Source organism: Methylobacterium sp. WL18 (genome assembly GCF_008040015.1).
Classification (GTDB): Bacteria; Pseudomonadota; Alphaproteobacteria; order Rhizobiales; family Beijerinckiaceae; genus Methylobacterium; species Methylobacterium mesophilicum.
This window is the reverse complement of record NZ_VRVD01000332.1, coordinates 1-5145: the sequence shown is the minus strand read 5'-3', so window position 1 is coordinate 5145 and position 5145 is coordinate 1. Positions and strand designations below refer to the sequence as shown.

Annotated in this window: 6 protein-coding genes and 1 pseudogene; 3 read left to right on the top strand and 4 right to left on the bottom strand. The window is 71.1% G+C overall.

Annotation, left to right across the window (positions count from 1 at the left end; translation table 11 throughout):
* The 3 genes and pseudogenes from FV228_RS19810 to FV228_RS19800 all read right to left on the bottom strand — a co-directional run.
* Positions 1 to 348 (bottom strand): annotated as a pseudogene (locus FV228_RS19810) (SHOCT domain-containing protein); the annotation flags it as partial.
* Between the two features lie 103 nt (positions 349 to 451).
* On the bottom strand, positions 452 to 1051 hold the full coding sequence (locus FV228_RS19805) for a nitroreductase family protein (RefSeq protein ID WP_147856181.1): 600 nt from the start codon (positions 1049 to 1051) through the stop codon (positions 452 to 454).
* Between the two features lie 82 nt (positions 1052 to 1133).
* Positions 1134 to 2201: a GSCFA domain-containing protein gene (locus tag FV228_RS19800; protein ID WP_147856180.1), complete on the bottom strand. Its 1068-nt coding sequence runs from the start codon at positions 2199 to 2201 to the stop codon at positions 1134 to 1136.
* Between the two features lie 73 nt (positions 2202 to 2274).
* Here FV228_RS19800 and FV228_RS19795 point away from each other — a divergent pair, with 73 nt between their 5' ends.
* Positions 2275 to 3309 (top strand): WcbI family polysaccharide biosynthesis putative acetyltransferase, encoded by a 1035-nt coding sequence (locus FV228_RS19795; protein WP_238260823.1) that lies wholly within the window; start codon positions 2275 to 2277, stop codon positions 3307 to 3309.
* 11 nt (positions 3310 to 3320) lie between these two features.
* Here FV228_RS19795 and FV228_RS19790 read toward each other — a convergent pair whose 3' ends face one another.
* Positions 3321 to 3713, bottom strand: a complete 393-nt coding sequence (locus FV228_RS19790) for a response regulator (RefSeq protein ID WP_147856179.1) — start codon at positions 3711 to 3713, stop codon at positions 3321 to 3323.
* Between the two features lie 425 nt (positions 3714 to 4138).
* Between FV228_RS19790 and pal the strand changes: the two genes are divergently transcribed.
* On the top strand, positions 4139 to 4633 hold the full coding sequence (pal, locus tag FV228_RS19785) for a peptidoglycan-associated lipoprotein Pal (RefSeq protein ID WP_147856178.1): 495 nt from the start codon (positions 4139 to 4141) through the stop codon (positions 4631 to 4633).
* A gap of 152 nt (positions 4634 to 4785) precedes the next feature.
* The coding region (locus FV228_RS19780) for a YbgF trimerization domain-containing protein (RefSeq protein WP_281406509.1) at positions 4786 to 5145 on the top strand (360 nt) is incomplete at its 3' end.

Here is a 5145-nt window from a genome sequence, read left to right as displayed (position 1 = left end):
CTGCGACGCAGGCCCGACCTCCGTGAAGCCGCCCGCCGGCAGCGCCGCGGCGAGTTCGGTGCAGAGCGCGTCGACCCGGGCCTTGAGGCCGTCGTCGAACATCCGGCCGACCATCACCATGCCGCCGGAAAACCACTGGCCCATGCCGCCGAGGTCGGGATGGTTGAACTGCGCCATCGTGCCGTGCCCGCGCTCCAGCGCCTGGACCAGGTGGCGCACCGCATCGAGGCTCACCCCGTGGCGGTCGGCCACGCTCTGAAGGCCCGAGGCATGGTCGAACCCGCCCGCGTCGAGGAAGGGGGCGGGCGCGGCGGTGCCGCCGGGCGGGACCGAGGGTTTCTGGTCCATGGGCAGGCTCCGATCGTAGGGGGGCGGGAGCAGGATGGGCGAGGGCCGGCGCCATCGCGCTGCCGACACAATCCCTGGTCGTATACTCCGGTTCCGGACCGCCTCAGGTGCCGGAGGGCGGGAACGCGCCGGCGATGACGAAGTCGGTGATCGGCCGGCGGCCGTTCGGGGCCTCGCGCGGACGCTGCTCCTCGGTGAGGTCGGCCTCCGCGACCTTGCGGCCCACCGCGAAGGCGGCCTCGATCCGGTGGTTCTCGGGCAGGCGCAGCACCTCGGGCGCGCGGACATGGTCGAACCCGACCATGCCGTGGGCGTGCCAGCCCTGATGGATCGCCTGGAGCTGGAAGGCCAGCGATGCGGTGCCGGCGTCGAAGGAGTGGCTGTAGGACGGCTTCAGTTCGTCCCCGACCTTCATGAGCCCGTTCGAGACCAGGAACAGGATCGCGCCGGTGCCCGAGACCCATTTCTGGTTGCCGGGCACGAGCAGGCCGAAGAACGTCTCCCAGTTCGCGTCCCCACGCAGCGCGTAGAGGAAGCGCCACGGCTGCGAATTGTACGCCGACGGCGACCAACGCGCCGCCTCGATCATCCGCATCAGCTCGGCTTCGGGCAGCGCCTCGCCCGTGAAGGCACGGGGCGAGTGCCGCGCCACGAAGATCGGATCGATGTCGTGGTCGGGCTGGCGGGGCGGGGGCAGGCTCACGGGGATCGTCTCCGGACGGGCGCGAGCGCCCAGACTGCTGAGCTTGCCCGAAACACCTGCCCGGAGGCAAATCCCCCGCCGCTCACGCCACGCTGCGCTCGATCTCCTCCTCGTCGCAGATCACGCCGGCATTGCCCTCGAACTCGGCCGCGAGGTCCACGGGGGCGTGGGTCGGGGCCGCGGCGGCGCGGTCGCGCGCGAAGGTCGACAGGAACAGCCGCATGACGTGGCGCACCCCCGCGTCGTTGATGGTGCGCTGGTCCTCGTTGTAGTAGCGCCCGGCATTCACGTTGCTGGTGACGATGTCGTAGGCCGGGAAGTACACCGCCCGCGGATCGCCCCGGCCGACCACCTCGCCGGCCGCCACCCGCAGGACCGACTTGGAGTAGCTGTTCGACTCCATCACGTGCCGGTCCATGTAGGTCGCGATCATCGGCACCGGCGAGACCGTGAAGATCACCCGGGCCTTGGGGTTCACGCTCCAGAGCCGGTCCAGGAAGCCGTTGAGGTCGCCCAGCACCTCCCCCGCGCCGGCGTTGACGCATTCGTAGAGCTCCGGGTCGAAGGTGCCGCCCGCGACCCCCGGGGCGAGCGGCAGCGCCGCGCCGTCGCCCCGCCAGCGCCAGCCCTCGGTGAGGCCCAGCGTGAGCACGAAGACGTCCAAGGTCTCGAACAGGCGGCGCACCTCGGCCAGATGCGCGTCCCGGGCGGCGACCACCTCGGCCTCGCTGGCGAAACCCGCCGGCTCGACGGTGGGGCGGAACGGGTCGACGTAGCGGCCGTCGTCGCGCAGCCACGCCTTCAGCTCCGGCTCGAACTGGCCATAGGCCCGGTCGAACAGCTGCACGAACTGGCGCGTGTAATAGAGGTTGCCGTACCGGGCCGAGAAGGTGCCGAACTGGCGGGCATTGGCCTCGTCGGCGCTCATGCCGGGGGGCGGCGGCTCGGTCAGGTAGTAGTTGAAGCCGGCGCCGCGCACCGCCTCGGCCACCCGCTGCGCGAAACAGGAGCCGCCGGTGGCGACCTTGTCGGTCGGCCCGATCGCGAACGTGTCCTTCGGGTGCGGATTGACCGCGAAGGGCGGCACGTTGGTCACGACCTTGCGCCAGAATCGCTCGGCCGGTAGACCCGTATACGGATTCAACGCCATCTTCGAACCCTCTTCTTCACGACGGCAACTGCCCTCGGGGCTGCTGATCCGTCCGCTGACCCCGGCACGCGACGTGGCCCTGAACGATCTGCCCCGGCGCGCCCGCAGCGCGTTGTCCCTGTCGACCCCCAGTTGGGCGCCTACCTGGGCGACACCATGGCGGAACCGCGCGCGCGCCGCCACGACCCGCGACGGGCCGGCCATCGCGGTGCTGGGCAATTGCCAGGCCCGGGGCATCGCCCAGGCGATGCGCCTGCTCGCCCCGAAGAGCCCCGTGCGCTACCTGCCCATGGGCTCTCTCAAGCGCGACCACGGCCATATCGACGGCCTGGTCCGGACGCTCCGCTCCCACGATCACGTCTTCTCGCAGACCTTCCCGGCCGGGCTGATCCCGGGCGGCGACGTCGCCAGTCTGCGGGCGGCCGACCCGCGGCTCAAGCTGTTCCCGGCGATCGTGTTCTCGGCCTTCCACCCGGACATGGTCTATGCCGGCCAGGCCTCGGATCTCGCCGCCCTGAAGCTCGCGCCCTCGCCGACGGGGCAGTACCACTCGGCGATCGTGCTCTGCGCCCACCGGCTCGGCCTCGATGCCGGCCGCACCGCCGGCCTGTTCCGCGAGGACGTGTTCGTCCGCCTGGGCTACCTCGACCATTGGGATCCGGCCGTGCGCGAGCTGGTCGGGGCCGCCGCGGCCCTGGGCTTCGGCCTGGACCGGGAGGTGACCCGCTGGGCGCGGCGCGGCGCCTTCATGCACCTGATGAACCACCCCAAGGCCTTCGTCATCGGCGACATCGCCCGGCGGCTGCTTCAGGAGAGCGGGTTCACGCCGGAGCCCGTGGAGATCGAGGATTACCTCGGCGACGAGCTGGTCCAGGACGTGGTCTGGCCGCTCTACCCGCCGATCGCCGAGCATTTCGGCCTCACCGGCTCGTACCTGTTCAAGACGAAGCCCCGGGGCGACGACTTCCCCAGGCTCTACGACCTGCCGGGCTTCATCGCGGCGAGCTTTTCCCTCTACGACGCCCTACCGGCCGGCGATCTCGCGTGCCAGCGGGTGGAGACCTGGCTCGCCAGCCCCGAGATCGTCGCGCTGTTCCGGGCCGGGTAACCGGGACGCGTTCAGCCCGCCGCGCAGAGCGGGGCGTCGCTCAAGCCGTCGCCCATCATCCGGACCAGACGGTTGACCGCCTCCACCTGGAACGGCTTGCGCAGGAACAGGCTGCCCGGCACGCCCCGGCCGCCGCTCGAATCGGTCGAGGTGTAGACCACCGGCCGGTCGGCATGGAGCGCCCGGAACGCGTGGGCCACGGTCCAGCCGTCGATCAGGCCGGGCAGGTGGATGTCGGTGAACAGCCAGTCGATCTCGTGGCCCCGCGCCCGCAGGAGCGTCAGCGCCGCCTCCCCGGTGGAGGCCTCGATCACCCGGATGCCCTGCGTCTCGCACAGGCTCGCGATGATCTCGAGGAGCAGGTAGCTGTCCTCAACGATGAGGACGCACTGGGCGGGGCGCATTGAGGGGTCCGGGAATCGCGCGGCGTCTCTAGATCTGGAAGCGCTCGCGTGTGCCGAACCGGAATCCGCGTCGACGGCGAGCGCTTCGGGCGAATCAAGGCCCGACAGGGTTGAGAATGTCTTAAAACGCGCCCGGATGCGGTATCCGGCCCTGTTGCATCCGGGCAACCCGCGGGGCGGAAACGCCTCCGCTTGCCCGGTGGCCCCGCCCGATCGCCCTGGCGGTGCCGCAATCCGGGCGCGTCAGCATGGCCCTGCGTGCGGCAGCGCACGCCGCCGACCGAAGCGGGCCCGCAGGACGTTGCGCGGGGCGCGCCGGAACCGTCGCTTAACCATCCGCGCCTATCACCGGCGCTCAGGACGACGCGGACCCGCCTCGAAGACCCGCAGCCGGCCTTCGGCACCGCTCGAGGAGTTGAACGATCATGCCCCAGCGTTTCCGCGCACTCGCCCTCGGCCTCGCTCTCTGCGCCGGCCTCGGGCTCGGCGCCTGCAGCAACGACAAGGACCTCGCCGACGCCTCCGCGTTCGGGGCGGGGGCCGCGACCCCGGGCAGCGCGCAGGACTTCGTCGTCAATATCGGCGACCGGGTCTTCTTCGAATCGGATTCCACCGACCTGACCCCCACCGCCACCGCCACCCTCGACAAGCAGGCCGCCTGGCTGCAGCGCTACCCGCGCTACACCTTCATCATCGAGGGCCATGCCGACGAGCGCGGCACCCGCGAGTACAACTTCTCCCTGGGCGCCCGCCGGGCCCAGTCGGTCAACGACTACATGGCCACCCGGGGCATCGGCGCGAACCGGATGCGCACGGTCTCCTACGGCAAGGAGCGGCCGGTGGCGGTGTGCAACGACATCTCGTGCTGGTCGCAGAACCGCCGCGCGGTGATCGTGCTGGACCGCGGCGCCGGGGCGTAATTCTTCGCGGATCCGACACGCGATCCACGTCCGCCTGCCGGTTCCTTCGAAGAACCGGCAGGCGGTCCCGCGAAGAATTGGCCGCGCCGCAGTTTTGCCGCGGAACGGCGCATCTGATAGGGCCTCGCGCTTCCATCGGACCGCAGCCCATCATGCCTGCCCGCCTTCGCACCCGCCTCGCGCTCACCACGATCCTCGGGGGCCTGCTCCTCGGCCCTCCGGCCGCCGCGCAGGACGCCTCGGAACTGGTGGTGCGCCTGGGGCGCATCGAGAACCAGTCCCGGATCATGTCCGGGCAGATCGAGACCCTCCAGTACGAGAACCGGCAGCTGAAAGAGCAGCTGCGCAAGTTCCAGGAGGATGTCGAGTTCCGCCTGAACGAGGGCAAGGGCGGCAAGGCCGCCCCCTCCTCCCCGTCATCGGGATCGGCCCCGGCGGGCACGGTCAACGGCGGCAATCCGGGGTCCGGCCGTCCGGGCAAGCGCGGCGACGCCTTCGACCCGTCCCAGGCC